The 18,450-nt window shown below is 68.9% G+C and carries 14 protein-coding genes and 1 riboswitch; of the genes, 1 reads left to right on the forward strand and 13 read right to left on the reverse strand.

Going from position 1 to position 18,450, the window contains the following annotated elements:
- Genes narJ through EL493_RS01040 form a run of 4 tightly spaced genes read right to left on the reverse strand, consistent with a single transcriptional unit; the run spans position 1 to position 7,266 of the window.
- Positions 1-684 (reverse strand): nitrate reductase molybdenum cofactor assembly chaperone, encoded by a 684-nt coding sequence (gene narJ / locus EL493_RS01025; RefSeq protein WP_019049577.1) that lies wholly within the window; start codon positions 682-684, stop codon positions 1-3.
- Positions 684-2,339 (reverse strand): nitrate reductase subunit beta, encoded by a 1,656-nt coding sequence (gene narH, locus EL493_RS01030; protein WP_019049578.1) that lies wholly within the window; start codon positions 2,337-2,339, stop codon positions 684-686. Before narH ends, narJ begins: the two co-directional genes overlap by 1 nt.
- On the reverse strand, positions 2,339-6,031 hold the full coding sequence (locus EL493_RS01035) for a nitrate reductase subunit alpha (protein ID WP_019049579.1): 3,693 nt from the start codon (positions 6,029-6,031) through the stop codon (positions 2,339-2,341). The genes narH and EL493_RS01035 overlap by 1 nt, the downstream gene beginning before the upstream one ends.
- A gap of 23 nt (positions 6,032-6,054) precedes the next feature.
- On the reverse strand, positions 6,055-7,266 hold the full coding sequence (locus EL493_RS01040) for an MFS transporter (protein WP_019049580.1): 1,212 nt from the start codon (positions 7,264-7,266) through the stop codon (positions 6,055-6,057).
- A 181-nt stretch (positions 7,267-7,447) separates the two neighbouring features.
- Here EL493_RS01040 and EL493_RS01045 point away from each other — a divergent pair, with 181 nt between their 5' ends.
- Positions 7,448-9,511, forward strand: a complete 2,064-nt coding sequence (locus EL493_RS01045; protein ID WP_051719450.1) for a prolyl oligopeptidase family serine peptidase — start codon at positions 7,448-7,450, stop codon at positions 9,509-9,511.
- Positions 9,512-9,514: 3 nt separating this feature from the next.
- Here EL493_RS01045 and EL493_RS01050 read toward each other — a convergent pair whose 3' ends face one another.
- The 9 genes from EL493_RS01050 to EL493_RS01090 form a co-directional block, all read right to left on the reverse strand.
- Positions 9,515-10,384 carry an alpha/beta hydrolase family protein gene (locus tag EL493_RS01050; protein WP_019049582.1) on the reverse strand — a complete coding sequence of 290 codons (870 nt, stop codon included), beginning with the start codon at positions 10,382-10,384 and terminating at the stop codon, positions 9,515-9,517.
- Positions 10,384-11,016, reverse strand: coding sequence for a TetR/AcrR family transcriptional regulator (locus EL493_RS01055; RefSeq protein ID WP_232017267.1), 633 nt, complete (start codon positions 11,014-11,016; stop codon positions 10,384-10,386). The genes EL493_RS01050 and EL493_RS01055 overlap by 1 nt, the downstream gene beginning before the upstream one ends.
- A gap of 333 nt (positions 11,017-11,349) precedes the next feature.
- Positions 11,350-11,955, reverse strand: coding sequence for an alkylhydroperoxidase domain protein (locus EL493_RS01060; protein WP_019049585.1), 606 nt, complete (start codon positions 11,953-11,955; stop codon positions 11,350-11,352).
- Complete coding sequence (locus EL493_RS01065) at positions 11,952-12,413, reverse strand: hypothetical protein (RefSeq protein ID WP_019049586.1); 462 nt, start codon at positions 12,411-12,413, stop codon at positions 11,952-11,954. Before EL493_RS01065 ends, EL493_RS01060 begins: the two co-directional genes overlap by 4 nt.
- Positions 12,410-13,420, reverse strand: coding sequence for an LLM class flavin-dependent oxidoreductase (locus EL493_RS01070; protein WP_019049587.1), 1,011 nt, complete (start codon positions 13,418-13,420; stop codon positions 12,410-12,412). The genes EL493_RS01065 and EL493_RS01070 overlap by 4 nt, the downstream gene beginning before the upstream one ends.
- Complete coding sequence (locus EL493_RS01075; RefSeq protein ID WP_019049588.1) at positions 13,417-14,163, reverse strand: ABC transporter ATP-binding protein; 747 nt, start codon at positions 14,161-14,163, stop codon at positions 13,417-13,419. The genes EL493_RS01070 and EL493_RS01075 overlap by 4 nt, the downstream gene beginning before the upstream one ends.
- Positions 14,153-15,058: an ABC transporter ATP-binding protein gene (locus tag EL493_RS01080; protein WP_019049589.1), complete on the reverse strand. Its 906-nt coding sequence runs from the start codon at positions 15,056-15,058 to the stop codon at positions 14,153-14,155. Before EL493_RS01080 ends, EL493_RS01075 begins: the two co-directional genes overlap by 11 nt.
- Positions 15,039-16,874, reverse strand: coding sequence for an ABC transporter permease (locus EL493_RS01085; RefSeq protein ID WP_019049590.1), 1,836 nt, complete (start codon positions 16,872-16,874; stop codon positions 15,039-15,041). Before EL493_RS01085 ends, EL493_RS01080 begins: the two co-directional genes overlap by 20 nt.
- Positions 16,874-18,034, reverse strand: coding sequence for an ABC transporter substrate-binding protein (locus EL493_RS01090; protein ID WP_019049591.1), 1,161 nt, complete (start codon positions 18,032-18,034; stop codon positions 16,874-16,876). The genes EL493_RS01085 and EL493_RS01090 overlap by 1 nt, the downstream gene beginning before the upstream one ends.
- 192 nt (positions 18,035-18,226) lie before the next feature.
- Positions 18,227-18,342, reverse strand: a riboswitch (SAM riboswitch).
- Positions 18,343-18,450 lie beyond the last annotated feature (108 nt).

Genomic DNA, 18,450 nt, shown 5'->3' on the forward strand with positions numbered 1-18,450 from the left:
TCAGTGGCGTCCTTTCGCTACGGCGGGTGCCCGATCCGCTTCGGCGCGACGCGGCGGCACAGTGAGCGTGAACGGCGCGAGACCGACGGATTCGGCGGGCGGTCCCGCCTCGACGAGCCGCCGGGCACGGCCGAGGTCCTGTTCGGTCGCGGCGGGCAGCGTGCCCGCGACCGCGGCGAGCACCGGGGCGTAGGGCGAGTCCTCCCCCGCCAGCGCCAGCCCGATCGCGTCGATCGCCCCGCGGTGCGCGGTCAGCAGCGCGGCCCCCGCGATGGGATCGACGGTGGCGGCGAACTCGAGCAGCACGGTGAGATGGTCGGGCACCTCGCCTGCGGGCGGGTGGACGCCCGCCGCGCGATAGGCGTCGTTGAACGCGAGCATCGCCATGCCGCGGTTGCGGGTGTCGCCGTCGGTCCAGTAGGTCAGCAACAGCGTAGAGCGCCTGCGCAGATCGAAGGTGTCGACATACCCCTGGGCCGCGACGATGTCCGGCAGCGCGCGCAGGCTCGCCGCGGCTGTGCGCAGCGGCGCGGCGTCCTCGGCGGGAAGGTGACCGCACAGTTCGTCGACCAGATCCAGCCGCGCCCGATGGCCCGCGTCGGGATAGCTCAGCAGCAGCGACGCCGCCTGCCAGACGACGCGATGCCGCGCGGTGCGCCGGGCCGACCGGCCGAACAGCGCCATCAGCGTCCACCTCCACCTGGGAACATCCCGGCGGGCCTGCCCTTACCGTCCCAGTTGAGCAGGTTCACCCGCGCGCCCTCGCCCGCGCCGAGGGACTCGCTGGTCTGGCGCTGCTTCAGCGCGTGGAAAGTCTCGACGGCTACCGGCACCGGCGCGCCGCTGGTCTCCCCGAACGGGCCGGAAGCCTGCTCGTACATGCCGGGGCCGCCGTCGAAGTCGAGCGCGCAGTCGCTCACCGACTCCTCCAGCTGATGGCCGAGTTCGGCGTACGCCGACGGAATCACGTACCTGTCCTCGTATTTCGCGAGGGCGAGCAGGCGGTACATGCGATAGATCTGTTCCTCGGTCATGCCGACGGCGGCCGGAATATGTTCCTGCGGTTCGCGGCCCAGGTTGATGTCACGCATGTACGAGCGCATGGCGGCCAGCTTGCGCAGCACCGCCGCCACGGGCTCGGTGTCACCCGCGGTGAACAGGCCGGCGAGGTATTCCAGTGGGATGCGCAAGGATTCGAGCGCGCCGAAGAGGTTGCCGACGTCCTCGCCGTCGTGCCCGTCGCGGCTGACCGCGTCGACCACCGGCGACAACGGCGGGATGTACCAGACCATCGGCATGGTCCGGTACTCCGGATGCAGCGGCAGCGCGACACGGAAGTCCTTGAGCAGGGCGTGAATCGGCGAGCGCCGCGCCGCCTCGATCCACGCGTCCGGAATGCCGGAGGCTCGGGCGCCCGCCACCACCTGGGGATCGTTCGGGTCGAGCAGCACGTCCAGATGCGCCTCGTACAGGTCCTTGTCGTCGGCCACGGTCGCGGCGTCGAGCACCCGGTCCACGTCGTAGAAGATCAGCCCGATGTAGCGCAGCCTGCCCACGCAGGTCTCCGCGCAGACCGTCGGCAACCCGACCTCCACGCGTGGATAGCAGAACGTGCACTTCTCGGCCTTGCCGGTCTTGTGGTTGAAGTACACCTTCTTGTACGGACAGCCGGACACGCACATCCGCCAGCCCCGGCACCGGTCCTGGTCGACCAGCACGATGCCGTCCTCGCTGCGCTTGTACATCGCCCCGGACGGGCACGACGCGACGCAGGCGGGATTGAGGCAGTGCTCGCAGATGCGCGGCAGATAGAACATGAAGGTCTGTTCGAGGTCGAGTTTGACCTTCTCGCTCACCTTCGCCAGCACCGGATCGCCGGGGACGATCTCGGGCGAGCCCGCCAGGTTGTCGTCCCAGTTGGCCGACCAGCCCACCTTCATCGGCTTGCCGCTGATCAGGCTGCGCGGCGGAGCCACCGGGATCTGGTCGCCGAGCGGCGCGTTGGTGAGGTTCTCGTAGTCGTAGGTCCAGGGTTCGTAATAGTCCTGGATCGCGGGCATCTTCGGGTTGGAGAAGATGCGGGCGAGCTTGGCGTAGCGGCCGCCGTCGCGCAGGTTCAGCCTGCCGTTGCGTTCGCGCACCCAGCCGCCGCGCCATTTCTCCTGATCCTCGTAGGTGCGCGGATAGCCCTGTCCCGGGCGGGTTTCCACATTGTTGAACCACACGTACTCGGTGCCCGAGCGGTTGGTCCAGGCCTGCTTGCAGGTCACCGAGCAGGTGTGGCAGCCGATGCACTTGTCGAGGTTCATCACCATCGCCAGTTGCGCCATGACCTTCATCAGTACGTCACCTCCTGGCCGCGGCGCCGGACCACGGTCACTTCGTCACGCTGGTTTCCGGTGGGGCCGAGATAGTTGAACGCGAAGGCCGTCTGCGCGTAACCGCCCGCCAGATGCGACGGCTTCACCAGCAGGCGGGTCAGCGAATTGTGGATGCCGCCACGGGTTCCCGTCTTCTCCGTGCGCGGCACATCGATGGTGCGTTCCTGGGCGTGGTGCACGTAGACCACGCCCTCGGGCATCCGGTGCGAGACGATCGCGCGGCACACCAGCACACCGTTGCGGTTGTCGGCCTCCACCCAGTCGTTGTCGGCGACACCGATCTTCGCGGCGTCGGCCGGGCTCATCCACATGGTCGGGCCGCCGCGCGAGAGCGAGAGCATCAGCAGGTTGTCCTGGTACTCGGAGTGGATGGACCACTTGGAGTGCGGGGTCAGGTAGCGCACGGTGATGCCGACACCATCGCGCTGGTCGCCGATCCGGGGTTCGTCGAAGAGGCGGGCCATGTCCAGCGGCGGCCGGTAGATCGGCAGCGCCTCGCCCAGTTCCTCGATCCAGTCGTGGTCGACGTAGAAGTGCATGCGGCCGGTGAGCGTGTGAAAGGGCTTGAGCTGCTCGATGTTCACCGTGAACGGCGCGTACCGGCGGCCGCCGGTCTCGCTACCGGACCATTCGGGACTGGTGATCACCGGCACCGGCCTGGCCTGGGTGTCGGCGAAGGTGATCCGCTTCTCCTCGCTGCCTTCGGCGAGGTGGACCAGCGCCCGCCCGGTGCGCTTCTCCAGCTCCTGGAAGCCCGCGACGGAGAGTCTGCCGTTGGAGGTGCCGGACAGCCGCAGCACCGTCTCGGCCATCTTCTCGGCGGTGTCCAGGGCCGGGCGTCCTTCGGCCACACCGGCGTTCATCACTCCGTGCAGCTTCGCGAGTTCGCGGACTTCCTGATCGGGGATCACGGTGACGCCCTTGGTGGTCAGGCCCGCCTTCTCCACCAGCGGGCCCAGCGCCGCCCATTTCTCGGCGATCGCCGGGTAGTCACGTTCCACCACCACCAGCGGGCCCATCGTCCTGCCGGGGACCGGCTTCTCACCAGTCGTACGCCAATCCGATTCCACGCCACCGGGATAGGCCATGGCGCCCGGGGTGTCGTGTTGCAGTGTGCCCATGACGATGTCGGTGCGCTTGCCCAGATGCTTCGCCGCCATGGCCGAGAAGCTGCGGGCGATGGCGCCGAAAGCGTCGAAGTCCGAACGGGTTTCCCACGGCGGATCGATGGCGGGGGTGAACGCGTGGATGTAGGGGTGCATGTCGGTGCTGGACAGGTCGGCCTTCTCGTACCAGGTCGCCGCGGGCAGCACCACGTCGGAGAACAGGGTGGTGGAGGTCATCCGGAAGTCGATCGACATCAGCAGGTCGAGCTTGCCCTCGGGCACCTCGTCAGGCCAGTCCACGCTCACCGGGCGGGTACCGGGCTCGGTGGGGGTGGCCTGGAGATTCGAGGTGGTGCCGAGCAGGTGTTTCAGGAAGTACTCGTTGCCCTTGGACGAGGAGCCGAGCAGGTTGGCCCGCCACACGCTGAGCACGCGCGGCCAGTTCTTCGCGGCGTCGGGGTCCTGGAGCGCGAATCGCAGCTCGCCACCGGCCAATTGGTCGACGGTGTACTGGACGGGGTCTACGCCCGCCGCCTTCGCCGCGTCAGCCAGGTCGAGGCTGGAGCGGTCGAACTGCGGGAAGAACGGGGTCCAGCCCATCGCGACGGCCGAGCTCAGCACGTCCATGGTGTGCTTGTCCTTGAACCGGCCGCGACCGGTCGGCGCGGACAGCGCGTCGGCACGGTAGCCGTCGTAGCGCCACTGGTCGGTGTGCACGTACCAGTAGGAGGTGCCCGCCATCTGGCGCGGCGGCCGCGACCAGTCGGTGCCCATGGCGACGGTCGCCCAGCCGGTCACCGGCCTGCACTTCTCCTGCCCCACGTAATGGGCCCAGCCGCCGCCGTTGCGGCCCATCGACCCGGTGAGCAGCAGCAGCGACAGGATGGCGCGGTAGGTCGCGTCGCCGTGGAACCACTGGCAGATGCCCGCGCCCATGATGATCATGGTCCGGCCGCCGGACTCCACCGCGTTGTTCGCGAACTCCCTGGCGATCCGGACCACCTGGGCCGCGGACACACCGGTGATCGGCTCCTGCCAGGCCGGGGTGTATGGGGTCTCGGCGTCGTCGTAGTCGCGCGGCCAGTCCCCCGGCAGGCCGGGCCTCGCCACCCCGTACTGGGCCAGCATCAGATCGAAGACCGTGCACACCCGTCGGCCGGCGACCACCCGGACGGGCACGCCGCGCGCCATGGTCTCGCCGTGCCCGTCGACGGTGTCGAAGCGCGGCAGGGTGACCTCCGCCGCCTGCCCGGCCGCCTCCCCCGCCTCGGCGACGGTCAGCGTGGGTACCAGCTCGCCCAGGTCGAGGTTCCATTTGCCGACGCCGTCGGGCCCGTAGCGGAACCCGAGCGACCCGTGCGGCACCACCGGCGCCCCGGTGACCCCGTCGACGAACACCGGCTTGAACGCCGCGTTCTCCTCGGTGCTGCCCAGGTCGGCCGCGGTGAGGTTCTTGCCGGGCACCAGCCGCCCGTCGCGCTCCTCGAGGGTGATCAGGAACGGCAGATCGGTGAACCGGCGGACGTAGTCGACGAAGAACGGTTCGCGCCTGCGCACGTAGTACTCGCTCGCGATCACGTGTCCCATGGCCATGGCCAGCGCACCGTCGGTGCCCGCCGCGCACGGCATCCACTCGTCGGCGAACTTGGTGTTGTCGGCGTAGTCGGGGCTGACGGTGACGATCTTGGTGCCGCGATACCGCACCTCGGCCATCCAGTGCGCGTCCGGCGTCCGGGTGACCGGCACATTGGAACCCCACATGAGCAGGTACGACGCGTCCCACCAGTCGCCGGACTCGGGCACGTCGGTCTGGTCGCCGAACACCTGCGGCGAGGCCACCGGCAGGTCGGCGTACCAGTCGTAGAACGAGGTCATCGCGCCGCCGATGAGCTCGATGAAACGGGAACCGGCCGCGAAGGAGATCATCGACATGGCCGGGATCGGCGAGAAGCCGGCCACCCGGTCGGGGCCGTGGGTCTTGATGGTGTGCACGTGCGCGGCGGCGATCATCTCCACCGCCTCGTCCCAGCTCACCCGGACCAGTCCGCCCTTGCCCCTGGCCCGCTGGTAGGTGCGGCGGCGTTCGGGGTCGGCCTGGATGTCGGCCCAGGCCAGCACCGGGTCACCGAGCCGTCTTCTGGCCTCCCGGTACATCTCCACGAGGACGCCGCGCGCGTACGGATACCGCACGCGGGTGGGCGAATACGTGTACCAGGAGAACGCCGCGCCGCGCGGACAGCCGCGCGGCTCGTATTCGGGACGGTCGGGTCCCGCCGAGGGGTAGTCGGTCTCCTGGGTCTCCCAGGTGATGATGTCGTCCTTGACGTAGATCTTCCACGAGCACGACCCGGTGCAGTTCACCCCGTGCGTCGAGCGCACCACCTTGTCGTGGCTCCAGCGGTTGCGGTAGAAGATGTCGCCCTCACGCCCGCCCTGCCGGGTGACGGTGCGCAGATCGGCGGATTCGGTACCGGGCGTGAAGAACCGCCCGCTGCGCACGAGCAGGTCCTCGATGGGTCCGCCGATGCGCTCTTCGGATGCCACGTGCGCTCTCCTTCGCGGTCGGATCAGGCGTGCGGTTCCGGTTCGGTGGCGTGCAGTTTGAACGCGGTGTAGAGCAGGGCCGCGAGCGCGGTGGCCGCGAGCAGCAGCAGGCCGACGGTGTAGCTGTGGGTGGCCTCGTTGTAGGTGACACCCATGATCAGCGGCGGGAAGTAGCCACCGAGACCACCTGCCGCCGAGACGATTCCGGTGACACTGCCGACGTTGGAGGCGGGCGAGCGCCGCGCCACCCAGGCGAACACGCCGCCGGTGCCGATCCCGAGGAACAGCGCCATCGTGATGAAGGTGGCCGCCGAGGCGATGTCGGCGGGTGGTTTGAACGAGGCGACGATCGCCATCACCACCGTGCCCGCCAGCGAGGTGACCACGATGTACTTGGGCGCGATCCGGTCCGACAGGGCACCGCCGATGGGCCGGGCGATCACCGCGGCCAGGGCGAAGGCGGCGGTGCGGGTGCCCGCGTCGACCGCGGAGAAGCCGTAGACGTTCTTGATGTAGGTGGGCAGGTACGAACTGAACGCCACGAACCCGCCGAACACCACCGCGTACAGGAACGACATCTCCCAGGTGACACCGAGTTTCATGGCGGCGCGCAGCTTGGGCACCACCGGATCGGTGTTGGGGGTGAACTGCGGCGAGTTCCGCATGAGGAACACGCACAGCAGCGCTGTCACCGCCAGCGCGGCGGCCACGATCAGATGCGTGGACAGCAGCCCGAACCAGCGGACGAAACGCGGGGTGAAGAACGCCGATACCGCGGTACCCACCATGCCCGCGCCGAACACACCGGTCGCGAACCCGCGCCGGGACGGCTCGTACCAGGAGTTCGCGAACGGGATCCCGACGGCGAAGATGGTGCCGGGGATGCCGAGCAGGAAGGCCGAGACCAGCATCAGCGGATACGACTCGATGCTGCCCGCGATGCCGACCAGGACCACCGGCACGATCGAGGCCAGCGAGACCCCGATGAACATCATCCGGCCGCCGATCCGGTCGGTGAGCGCGCCCGAGACGATCCGGCCCAGCGAGCCGACCAGGATCGGCATCGCCACCATGATCGACGCTGCCATACTGCTCAGCGTCATCTTGTCGGCGTAGTTCGGGGAGAGCGGGCCGATCAGGTTCCAGGCCCAGAAGTTGATGGCCGAAACCCAGGTGGCCAGGACGAGGTTGAGCGTCGCCGACCCGGTGCGTACCGCTGTCTGTAGCGAGGTCACCCGTCCAGGAGACCACATCGGCACCGGCCGTAATGCTTGAACACGCAACGATCGGGCAACTCGGCGAGAAATCGCGCGAGCACGAGTTCGGGCCACTTTCCGGCGGCGTCACCGCGCCCTGGCAAACCGCCGGATGTCCACACCCCGCGATGCGATCGGCCACATGGGCAACAATGTGGGGATGAGCGGCGTTGAGCAGAACGTGACCGATCCCTATCTCTGGCTCGAGGACGTGACCGACGAGGCCGCGCTGGACTGGGCGCGCGCCCGCAACGAGGTGGTCGGCCGCCGGTTCGCCGCGACCGACCGGTTCGCCGACCTGGAGCGTCGCATCCTCGCGATGCTCGACGACGACACCAAGATCGCCTACCCGGGCCGGCGCGGCCCGTGGCTCTACAACTTCTGGCGCGACGCCGAGCACCAGCGCGGGCTGTGGCGGCGCACCACCATCGAGTCCTACGCCACCGACGATCCCGAGTGGGACGTGCTGATCGATGTCGACGCGCTGGCCGAGGCCGACGGCGAGAACTGGGTGTGGCAGGGCGCCACCGTGCTGCGCCCGTCCCAGGAGCGCGCCTTCATCCAGCTCTCCCGCGGCGGCGCCGACGCCAAGGTGCAGCGCGAGTTCGACCTGACCACACGGCGATTCATCGACCCCGCCGACGGCGGCTTCTACCTGCCCGAGGCCAAGTCGCAGCTGCGCTGGATCGATATCGACACCGTCTACGTGGGTACCGACTTCGGCCCGGACGCGCTCACCGACTCCGGCTATCCCCGCGTCGCCAAGCGCTGGCATCGTGGCACCCCGCTGGCCGAGGCCGTGACGGTCTTCGAGGGCAAGCCCAGCGATGTCTCGATCAGCGTCGGCTACGACCGCCACCCCGGCTATGAACGGCACTGGGCCGGCCGAGCCACGGACTTCTTCAACGAGGAGGTCTCACTGCTCGGCCCCGACGGCACCTGGCAGCTGCTCGACACCCCCACCGACGCGGACGTGAGCTGGTACCGCGACTGGCTGCTGGTGCGGTTGAAGACCGCGTGGACGGTCGGCGGCGAGACCTTCGAGCCCGGCAGCCTGATCGTCACCGACCTGCCCGGATTCCTCGCGGGCGACCGGGATTTCGAGGTCCTGTTCACCCCCGACGCGCACACCTCGCTGGACGGGTGGGGCTGGACCGAGAACCACCTGATCCTGACCACCCTGCAGGACGTGCAGTCCGGTTTCCGGGTACTCACGCCCGGTCCCGACGGCTGGGCGGCCAGCGGCCTCGCCGATTCCCCGGCGATGTCGTCGACCTCGGTCAGCAATCTCGACCCGCTGGAGGCCGGTGACGAATTCATGCTCACCACCACCGGTTTCACCACGCCGACCACCCTGCTGAGCGGGTCCGTCGGCCAGGCGGTGACCCAATTGAAGCAGGCCCCCGCGTATTTCGACGCGACCGGAGTGGAGACCGAGCAGTTCTTCGCCACCTCCGACGACGGAACGGCGGTGCCCTACTTCGTGATTCGTCACCGTGACCGTCGCGGGACGCCCAGCCCCACCATCATGAACGGCTACGGCGGTTTCGAGATCTCCAAGACGCCGCAATATCTGGGCTCGGCCGGAATGGCGTGGCTGGAACGTGGCGGCACCTATGTGATGACCAATATTCGCGGCGGCGGCGAATACGGTCCCGAATGGCACACGGCGGCATTGAAAGAACACCGGCACCGGGCGTTCGAGGACTTCGCCGCGGTCGCCCGCGACCTGGTGACGCGCGGCATCACCACCGCGGACCGTCTGGGCGCCATCGGCGGCAGCAACGGCGGCCTGCTGATGGGCGTGATGCTCACCCGCTACCCGGAGCTGTTCGGCGCGATCGTGTGCCAGGTGCCGCTGCTGGACATGCGGCGCTACCACCTGCTGCTGGCGGGCGCGTCCTGGGTGGCCGAGTACGGCGACCCGGACAAGCCCGAGGAATGGGCCTACATCAGCGAGTACTCGCCGTACCAGAACACCGATCCCGATCGGCAGTACCCGCCGATCCTGCTGGCCACCTCCACCCGCGACGACCGGGTGCACCCCGGCCACGCCAGGAAGATGGCCGCGCTGCTGGAAGCCCAGGACCGCACCGTCTGGTACTACGAGAACATCGAGGGCGGGCACGGCGGAGCCGCCGACAACAAGCAGTCGGCGTACCTGTCCGCGCTGGTCTACGAGTTCTTCACGCAGATGCTGATGGAGGGCCGCCGCGCGGCCTGACGCTCAGCGGTCGCGCAACCACTTCTCGACGACGTCGACGGTGGAGTCCGGATTGGTGATCCAGCCGTTGTGCCCCAGGGCCTCCGGCTGGAACCACCGGGTGACCGGCGCTGCGGGCAGCTTGCTCAGCAGGTGGTCGGCGGAGGTCTGCGGGGCCAGGTCGTCGCCCGCCACCGTGATGGACAGGACCGGGAACTTCAGCCGGGAGATGCGTTCCTCGTAGTCGATGTCGGCGCCGACCGGGACGAAGCGGCCGGTCCTGGCCAGCCGCGCCCAGTCCGACATGAGCACCTTGGACTGCCTGCCGAAGGCGCGCTTGCCGAGCATGTCGCCGGGCCAGAAACCGGCCAGGTTCGACGCCACGGCCACGGCGGCGGTGCCGACCAGCATGCCGGGCCCGAAGACGCCGCGGTAGCCGCGGAAATACGGTGTGCCGGAGGCGACCAGGATCAGCCCGGCGATCCGCCCGCGCGCCCTGGCCGCGTACATCACCGACAGCTGCCCGCCCATGCTGTGGCCGAGCAGATACGGGGTGCTGTCGGGGAAGCGGGTGCGCACCGCCTGCAGCATCGCCGGGAAGTCGATCGAGGCCAGTTCGTGGTAGCCGAAGGCGCTGTCGGCGTCGGTGCGGTGCGTGCTGTCTCCGTTGCCGCGCAGCTCGCCGATGGCCACGTCGAAGCCGCGCTGGGCCAGCCGGTCGCCGAAGTACTCGTAGAACTCGCCGGGTACGGCAAGGCCGGGCACGATGACGACCACCGGCCGTGGCGCGTCGGGAGTGACCGTGTGCCGGTGTGGCCCGCGCGCCGGAATGAGCCGGACGGGCAGCGTGGTGCCGTCGGGTACCTGGATCGGAACGATCTCGACCCGGGGCATCAGGCCCCTACCGCACCAAGGATCACCCGGCTCAGTACCTGGATCACGTCGTCGAGCGGCGGCCGCGGTTCCGCGCCGCTCCAGCCGTCGACGACATAGTTCACCGCGCCGATGATGGCCAGTACCCGCAGCTCGTAGTCGCCGGGTGGGATCTCACCGTGCATCGCCGCGTCCTCGGCGGCACTGGCCAGCAGTGATCCCCACACACGCCGCAGTTCCAGCCGGAACTTCTCCACCTTGGGGCCTGCGCCCACCACCTCGACCAGGGCCACCCGCGCCTTGCGCGGATCGGTGCCGATGGTCTCGACATAGGCGCGCACCGCGGCATCGATCTGTTCGAGCACCGGTGCGTCGGTCTTGGCCTCGAGGGCGGTGGCGACCGCTTCGCGTGATTGCCGATCGATCTGCTCGTACAGTTCCAGCAGCAGCGATTCGCGGCCGGTGAACTCCTCGTAGAACTGCCGAGACGAGAGCCCGGCGTCCTTACAGATGGCACCGACCGAACTGTTGGCGTACCCGTCGCGCGCGAAGACCGTCAGGCCTGACTCCAGAAAACGCGCACGCCGCTGGCGTTGCCGGTCCTCTACGGGTTGCCCGGCATACATTCGTCCCGTATTCGCATCCTGTGACATTGTCGCTGACAATACCGAAGGGCCCGATCCCCTCGTCATGGATCGGGCCCTTCGGCTGCCCTTCCGGCTTACCGCGCGTTAGCCGAAAGTTGGCTACAGTCCGGTCAGTTGCCCGAGGCCTGTGCCGAACCGGTGCTCAGCGAGCTGGAGAGCAGGCCGAGCAGCAGGCTCAGAATGTTGCCGTCAGAGCTGTCGTCGGTGATGTTGTAAAGCATGTGTCACTCCAAAGTGGTGCTGTGTGACTACGTTGTCACTGGCTATTTGCCGCTTCGGACGATACCGAGCCGAATCTGAACAGGGAGTGTTTTAGAGGAATTTCCTAGAACTTTTTTGTCACTTGGCACAAGCCCCAGGAACTTCCGGCTCGCCCAGGCTCAACATGAGCCGGTTCGCCCACGAGAACGACGCCGTCGACAGCACCAGATCGTGAATATCGGCGTCGTCGAAACCGAGCAGTCGCAGCCGGGTCAGCTCCGCGTGCGCGGGCCGCGGCGGCTGGGCGGCCAGCGCGGCGGTGAAATCGATGATCGCGTCCCATCGTTCGTCGATCCGGACCGCCACCCCGTCGTCCAGCAGTCGCTGCACATCGTCGACGCGCTTGGACAACTGAGATGTGAAACGAGAGTGTACCGAAGCGCAGTACTCACAACCGTTGAACCGCGAAGTCACGGTCGCGGCCAGCTCGCGTTCGGCGCGGGTGAGCCCCTCGCGGCTGTAGAAGATGTCCTTGTCGTTGGCGCTGCGGTGGGCCAGCACCTCGGGATTGCGGGCGAGCAGCCGGAAATAGGGACTCTCGCCGCGCTGACCTTCGAGCAGCGGACGCTGCCGTTCGTCGGCGTCGGCCAGCGCGATCGGTTCCACCCACGGCACCCAGTCGAGTTGTTCCTGGGTGAAACCCGTTGGGCGCGCGGCGGTCTCGACATCACGGACTTCGGTCATCGGGTAGCTCCGATCAGGGCGAGACCGGCCAGCAGCCGGATCTGGTAGTTCACGAAGCCGGTGAGCTGGGCGACGGTGACGATATCGGTCTCGGTCAGCCCGGCGGCCAGCAGCTCGTCGACGTGGGCGCGGGTGCTCGTGGCAGGCGCGGTGGTGAGGCGGGTCGCATGTTGCAGTGCCGCAGTGAGTTTCGCGTCTCCGGCCGAATTCGCCTGTGCGCCCGCCCGGTCGGCGTAGAAGGCGGCCAGGTCGGCCGCCTCGCCGAGGGTGGCGACGTGCGCCGCGACGGCGGCCAGGCGCTCGGACCCGAAGGCGCGGCCGCCCGGCCCGTCGAACAGGGCGTCGTGCACGGCCTGGGTGCTGTCCACGACCACCGGCCTGGACCGGCGCACGACGGCGACCTTCGCCGCGAGCTCGGCGCCGAGCACCGTATCGATGACATCCGGTTCGGCACTCATGCCGGACCCCTTTCGCTGACCGGCCGACCGAGCCGCGGCGCGACCTCGGTGGCGAGAAGTTCGATCGATCGCAGCGCGGCGCGCTGGTCCGGATCGATCGGATGGACCTGGACGATGAGATCGGTGGCCGCGGCGACCGCGCTGTCGGCGGCCAACCGTGCCGCGACCTCGTCCGGCGTGCCGACGAAGGAGTCGCGCAGCACGTCGTCGACGGTGGCGGCCTGCTCCGGGATTCCCGCGTCGCGCAGATGATCGAGGAAACGCAGTGCGCCGCGATGAGCCCGGCGCACCGCCTCGTGCCGATCGTCGGCGACGAAAACGCTGCGGGAGGCGCCGATCCGGGGCTCGACGCCCGCGGGCAGGGCCGCGCGGTAGGCCGCGATCAGGTCGGCTTGCAGCGCGTCCAGCGCGATGCCTGCGTCCCTGGGCTGGGTGCGTGACAGCAGCAGCCCCGCGCCGGCGGCACCGGCGCGTGCGGCGCCGTCGACGGAGAAACTGGCGTGCCAGACGCGTTCGCGCAGGGTCGGTACGGGCGGATGCAGCGGCCGGCCCGGTACCAGGTCGGCGCCGTCGAGGGCGGCGGTGATCGCGGCCAGCTTCTCGCCGTAGACGCGCTGCCTGTCGGCGGGATCGATGCCGAACAGCGTGAACGAACTCTTGGAACCGCCACTGCCGTAACCCAATTCGAGACGGCCGCCGGACAGGGTGTCGAGCACCGCCGCGTCCTCGGCCACCCGGATGGGGTCCTCGAGGCCGAGGGTGACGATGGCGGTGCCGAGCCGGATCCGCGGGTACCGGGCCGCGGCGGCGGCCAGGAAGACGAACGGCGACGGCAGTCCGCCCTCGGCGGGGTCGACGTGGTGCTGGGCCACCCAGGCGGTGTCGTAGCCGAGCCGTTCGGCCAGGCCGATCTGTTCGAGCGCGTCGGCGTAGACCTGGGCCGCGGTCTGCGTGTCGTCGTAGCGGACCAGCCGGGTGAACAGGCCGAGCCGTTTTCCCTCGCTCATGCGGGCACCTTTCCGAGGTAGGCGTCGCGGATGGCGGGATCGTCGAGCAGGTCGGCGGCGGTGCCGTGCAGCACGATGCGGCCGCCGCTGAGCACATTGCCGGTGTGCGCGATCGACAGCGCCAGCTCGGCCTGCTGCTCCACGATCAGGATCGCCAGCCCCAATTCGGTGTTGAGCCGGGCGATCTCGTCGAGCACCCGGTCCACGAACAGCGGCGACAGGCCCATGGTCGGCTCGTCCATGCAGATCAGCCGGGGTTTGCTCATCAGCGCCCTGGCGAAGGCCAGCATCTGCTGCTCGCCGCCCGACAGCGTGCCCGCCTGCTGGGTCCGCCGCTCCCGCAGACGCGGGAAGTGCTCGTACAGTTCGGCGGCCCTGGCCGCCAGCACCGCGCGCCGCTCCTTGCGGATGTAGCCCCCGACGTGCAGATTCTCCTCCACCGTCATCGCCGGGAACACCCGTCTGGCCTCGGGGACCGACGCCAGACCGGCCGCGATCCGGGCGGCGGGCGGGCTGGCGCTCACGTCGACGCCGTCGATGCGGACCGCGCCGGAGGTGGGCCGCAGCAGGCCGAGCGCGGTCTTCATCGTGGTGGACTTGCCCGAGGCGTTGCCGCCCAGCAGCGAGACGATCTCGCCGGGCCGCACGGTCAGCGACACCTTGTCCAGGGCGCGCGAGGGGCCGTAGTGCACGGTGACCTCGTCGAATTCCAGGATGGGCTGGGCGTTCTCGTCATTCGGCACCGGCGCTCACCTTCTCTGCTCCCGTCTGCGCGGACGCGGCGGGCGCGCGCAGTCTGCGCCGCCCCAGATACGCCTCGATCACGCGCTCGTCCTGCTGGATCTGTTCCGGACGGCCCTGCGCGATGATCCGGCCCTCGTCGAGCACGATCACCCGGTCCGAGAGCGCGTTCACCAGTTCCAGTTTGTGTTCCACCAGCACGATGGTCTGACCGGCGGCTTTCAGCTCGGCGAGTTGCGTGCCGACCTCGGCGGTCTCGGTCTGGTTCATGCCCGCCGCCGGCTCGTCGAGCAGCAGCACCGCAGGGCGCAGGGCCAGCGCCCTGGCGATCTCGGTGCGGCGCCGGTTGGCGTAGGACAGCGTGTAGGCGTTGTGCTCGGCACGCGGTCCGAGCCGCTCGGCGAACCTGGCCAGCTGCGCGTCGACCAGGTCGGCCGTGGCCTCACGTTCGGCCCGCACGGCCCGCGTGGGCACCAGCGCCAGCGCGGTCTCGGCCAGCAGCGGCAGCCACCGCAGCACCGGGAAGCGGGCCAGGCGCTGCCAGGGCCGTTCCGCGCTGATCGTGGTGTGCAGGCCGATCTCGACGTTCTCGCGCACCGTCAGGTTGCCGAACACCCGGCCGTTCTGGAAGGTCCTGGCGATGCCCGCCCTGGCCGCGGCCTCCTGCGAGCCGGGCCGCAGCCGGGCCCCGGCGACCTCCACCCGTCCCTCGTCCGGGCGCAGCACGCCCGAGATGAGGTTGACCGTGGTGGTCTTGCCGGACCCGTTGGGCCCGATGATGGAGACGAATTCGCCCGGCGCGACGGTCAATTCGATGCCGTCGACGGCACGGACACCGCCGAAGGACTTGCGCAGCCCGGTGACCGCGAGCGCGGGCTCATGCGTGGACGGGGACACGATCTCTCCTCACCAGAACACCCTGCGGACGGAACCGGATGATCAGCAGCAGCACCACGCCGTAGAGCAGGATGCGTGCCTCCGGCGCCAGCCGCAGCGCCTCGGGAACGCCGATCAGCACCGCGGCGCCGAGCACGGCGCCATAGGGCGAGCCGGTGCCGCCGAGCACCAGCACCGTGACGATCAGCAGGGACATGGACAGGTTGAACACGGTCGGGTCGATATAGCTGTACTGATGCGCCAGCAACGCGCCCGCGATCCCGGAGAACAGCGCGCTGATCGCGAAGGCCAGCGCCTTGTAGTCGCGCACCGGGATGCCCGAGGACCGCGCCGCCACCTCGTCGGCGCCGACCGCGCGCAACGCAGTGCCGAGGCGGGAGCGCTGCACCCCCACCACCACCGCCAGCGTGATCGCCAGGAACACCAGATCCAGCCAGAACACCTCGACGTTCTCGGTGAACTCGTGCCCGAGGACGGTCGGCACCGGAATGCCGAAGATGCCGTAGCTGCCCCGGGTCAGCGACTCCCAGTTGCGGATCACCGCGACGATCACGATGCCGATGCCGAGGGTGGCGATCGCGACGTAGTGCCCGTTCAGGTTCCACAGCGGCGCGGCCAGGATCGAGGAGATCACCGCGGCCAGCACCCCACCGGCGAGTGCGGCGGCCAGGAACGGCCAGTCGTGGTTCACGGTGAGGATGGCCGAGGTGTAGGCGCCGATCGCGATCGGCCCGGCCTGCCCGATCACCAGCTGTCCCGCCGAGCCCGCCACCAGCGTCATCGAGACCGCGACGATGGCGTAGGCCAGGATCTGCGTGCCGACCACGATGGCGTAGTTGTTCGCCACCAGCGGCACGATCAGCGCTGCCACCGCGAACACCACGACCGCGTGCCACCAGCGCACCCGCAATTGCCTGCCCGCGCCCAGGAAGGTGCCGGTGAGTGGTTCGGCGCTGATGGCGGGCACCTTCGCCAGCAGCCCGCCGGGCCGCAGGATCAGGAACGCCACGAGTACGCCGAAGGTGATCAGGTCGCGATAGCCGTCACCGAAGACATAGATGCCGAAGGCCTCGACGATGCCGAGCGCGAACCCGCCGATCACCGCGCCGGGAATCGACCCGAGCCCGCCGATGGTGGCCGCGACGAAGCCGGTGAGCCCGGCCAGGGTGCCGCTGGTCGGCGAGATGTTCGAGTTGTACAGCCCGACGAAGATCCCGGCCAGGCCGCCGAGTCCGGAGGCGATGGCGAAGGCCAGCACTTGGATCCGGCTGACTCCGATTCCCATCTGCGCGGCGGCGTCGGGGTCCTGGGCGGTCGCGCGGATGGCCAGGCCGTAGCGGCTGAACCGCAGGAACCCGGCCAGCCCCGCCATGACCACCAGGGTGATCGCGAACATCACCAGATCGGAGGTGCCGAAGCGGACACCGCCGAGCTGGAAGTTGTTGGTGGGCAGCACCTGCGGGAACGGCCGCGTCTCCGGACCGAACACGATCTGGGTGAGGTTCTCGATGATCAGCCCGGCCGCGACCGTGGCCAGCAGCGCAGCGATGGCTGGCGCCTTGCGCAGCGGGTGCACCGCCAGCACGTCGATGAGGACGCCGACCAGCGCGGTGCCCGCGACCACCAGCACGATGGTCAGCCAGAGCGGGAAACCCACTTCGGCGATCAGCCACCAGCCCAGGATCGAGCCGAGGGCGAAGACCGCGCCGTGCGCGAAATTGATGACATTGGTGACGCCGAAGATGAGGGTGATGCCCACGGCGAGCAGCGCGTACGCGTTGCCGTGGACCACACCGGCGATGAGGGTGTCGAACATCAGCGGTTGCCGGTCGGCACGAACTTGCCTTCCTTCAGCACCAGTTCGCGCGGGGTCACGCCCTTGGGGCGACGCGATTCCTGGTCGAAGGCGAAGGTCCCGAGACCGATTCCGGTGAACCGGGTTTCGGTCTTCAGACCGTCGAGGATGCCCTCGCGGGTGGCCCCGCCCTTCTTCGCCGCCTGCGCCAGCACGTGCAGCGCGTCGTAGGCGTAGACGTTGAAGTCGCCCGGGTCGGTGTTGAACTTCGCCCGGAACTTGGTGACGAAGTCCTGCACCTTCGGATCGGGGTCGGCGGGGCTGAAGATGCCGTTGACGATGTCGCCCTCGGCGGCGGCACCGGCCAGCGAGATGAACTGCGGGGTGTTCTGTCCGCCGAAGAACTGGCCGGTGAAGCCCACATCGCGCAGCTGCTTGACCACCAGCGCGCCGTCGGGGCCGTAGCCCAGGTGCACGAAGGCGTCCGGATTCGCCTCGCGGCCCTTGATCAGGATCGGCTTCACATCGGTGGAGTCGGGCAGGATCGGCGAGGAGTAGGCGATCTCCACGCCCTTCTGCTCGGCGAACTTCTCGAAGAACTGGAACGCCTGCTTGCCCCAGTCGGTTTCGAGGTAGACCACCGAGACCTTCTTGGCCTTCTTCGACACCCACTCGGCATTGCGTTCCTGGAAGACGTCGAGGGTGATCGACGGGCTCCAGGAGTAGTCGCCCGCCTTGGTGAAGTCGACGGCGGAATTGGTGAAGCCGTACTGGACGAGCTTGCCGCGGTTGTAGATCGGCGAGGCCGCGATCGAGGCGGGCGAGGAGAAGTCACCGAGTTCGGCGATGACCGACTTGTCGTCGACGAACTTGGTGGCGATCGGCACGGTCTGCTTGGGATCGGACTGCGAGTCCTCCCACTTCAGTTCGACCTTGCGCCCGTCGATGCCGCCCGCGGCGTTGATCTCGTCGAGTGCCAGGTCGAACCCCTGCTGCCACAGCCGCCCGTACTCGGCAGAGGGCCCGGTGCGCGGACCGGAGACGCCGAAATACACCGAGCCGCCGGCGGACTCGCCACCGCCGGAGTCGCTGCAACCGACGACGGCGGCCGCCACCGTCACCGCGGCCAAAGCACCGGCCACGATCTTCACCCGGCGCGAGCCGATCGAGAACTTGCTCATTGCTGATTCCTTCGAAATCGTATGCCCGCGACCATCAGCGGACATAAGGAAATTGCGGGTACGCGAAAACGATTCACGTACGAGACAATTGGCGCGCCAGTGCCGGCGCGAACAGCCCACCCCGATCAGGGCAGGCGGAAATTGCCCGCGTCAGCAGGCGGATGCATCGACACGCATAGTCCATCCCCGTTCGTTCGGCGCTTGCGCTCTCGTGGCGAGAGCGCCTGGTCGTCACCCGGGGCACCCCACCGCCGAGCGAGGGTTGCCGATCAGCGAGCCGGGGCTCGAACATGCTGATACTCGTGACCGTGCAGGAAATATAGCAGCAGGTCAGCGCCGGATCCCGGGGAGCGACAGCGCACCGATGCCGTTCCGGGACAGCCGGATACGGATCTAGCTGCGACTTTTCGCACGAC

The sequence above is a fragment of the Nocardia asteroides genome (assembly GCF_900637185.1).
GTDB classification, from domain to species: domain Bacteria; phylum Actinomycetota; class Actinomycetes; order Mycobacteriales; family Mycobacteriaceae; genus Nocardia; species Nocardia asteroides.

Excerpts from the sequence above, each read along its gene's own strand:
- narJ (WP_019049577.1), bottom strand. The coding sequence starts at position 684 with ATGGCGCTGTTCGGCCGGTCGGCCCGGCGCACCGCGCGGCATCGCGTC.
- narH (WP_019049578.1), bottom strand. The coding sequence starts at position 2,339 with ATGAAGGTCATGGCGCAACTGGCGATGGTGATGAACCTCGACAAGTGC.
- EL493_RS01045 (WP_051719450.1), top strand. The coding sequence starts at position 7,448 with ATGAGCGGCGTTGAGCAGAACGTGACCGATCCCTATCTCTGGCTCGAG.
- EL493_RS01050 (WP_019049582.1), bottom strand. The coding sequence starts at position 10,384 with ATGCCCCGGGTCGAGATCGTTCCGATCCAGGTACCCGACGGCACCACG.
- EL493_RS01055 (WP_232017267.1), bottom strand. The coding sequence starts at position 11,016 with ATGTCACAGGATGCGAATACGGGACGAATGTATGCCGGGCAACCCGTA.
- EL493_RS01060 (WP_019049585.1), bottom strand. The coding sequence starts at position 11,955 with ATGACCGAAGTCCGTGATGTCGAGACCGCCGCGCGCCCAACGGGTTTC.
- EL493_RS01065 (WP_019049586.1), bottom strand. The coding sequence starts at position 12,413 with ATGAGTGCCGAACCGGATGTCATCGATACGGTGCTCGGCGCCGAGCTC.
- EL493_RS01070 (WP_019049587.1), bottom strand. The coding sequence starts at position 13,420 with ATGAGCGAGGGAAAACGGCTCGGCCTGTTCACCCGGCTGGTCCGCTAC.
- EL493_RS01085 (WP_019049590.1), bottom strand. The coding sequence starts at position 16,874 with ATGTTCGACACCCTCATCGCCGGTGTGGTCCACGGCAACGCGTACGCG.
- EL493_RS01090 (WP_019049591.1), bottom strand. The coding sequence starts at position 18,034 with ATGAGCAAGTTCTCGATCGGCTCGCGCCGGGTGAAGATCGTGGCCGGT.